Genomic DNA, 517 nt, shown 5'->3' on the forward strand with positions numbered 1-517 from the left:
CAGGTCGGCGGCGGAGCGCGCCATCGGCCCGATGTGGTCGAGGGTCCACGACAGCGACGCGACGCCCGTGCGCGGGACGAGCCCGTAGGTGGGCTTGATGCCGGTGAGGTTGCACAGGGCGCTGGGCACACGGATCGAGCCGCCGGTGTCGGTGCCGAGGGCGAGGGGAACGAGGCGCGCGGCGAGGGCGCCGGCCGAGCCGGTCGACGAGCCGCCGGTCCAGCGGCTGCGGTCCCACGGGTTGGTGACGGCGCCGTAGCGGGCGTTGCGCGGGGCGCCGCAGGCGAATTCGGTGGTCGCGGTGATCAGGACGGGGATGGCGCCGGCGGCGCGCAGCCGGGCGACGGCCGTGGCGTCGGTGACGGCGACGCGGTCGCCGGTGGTGTGCGAGCCCGCGGTGACGGGCGCGCCGGCGACGTCGATGATGTCCTTGACGCCGAAGAAGACGCCCTCGAGCGGGCGGGCGGTACCGTCGCACCAGCGACGGGTGGCGTCGGCGGCGGCCTCGTCGGCGCCG

At 77.0% G+C, this 517-nt stretch carries 1 protein-coding gene; it reads right to left on the reverse strand.

Annotation, left to right across the window (positions count from 1 at the left end; translation table 11 throughout):
• Nucleotides 1-517, reverse strand: a 517-nt coding sequence (locus tag CQZ88_RS26230) for an amidase (RefSeq protein WP_146034373.1), incomplete at both ends; no start/stop codon positions are given.

This window comes from Rhodococcus sp. ENV425, from assembly GCF_002887785.1.
In the GTDB taxonomy this organism is placed as follows: Bacteria; Actinomycetota; Actinomycetes; order Mycobacteriales; family Mycobacteriaceae; genus Rhodococcus; species Rhodococcus aetherivorans.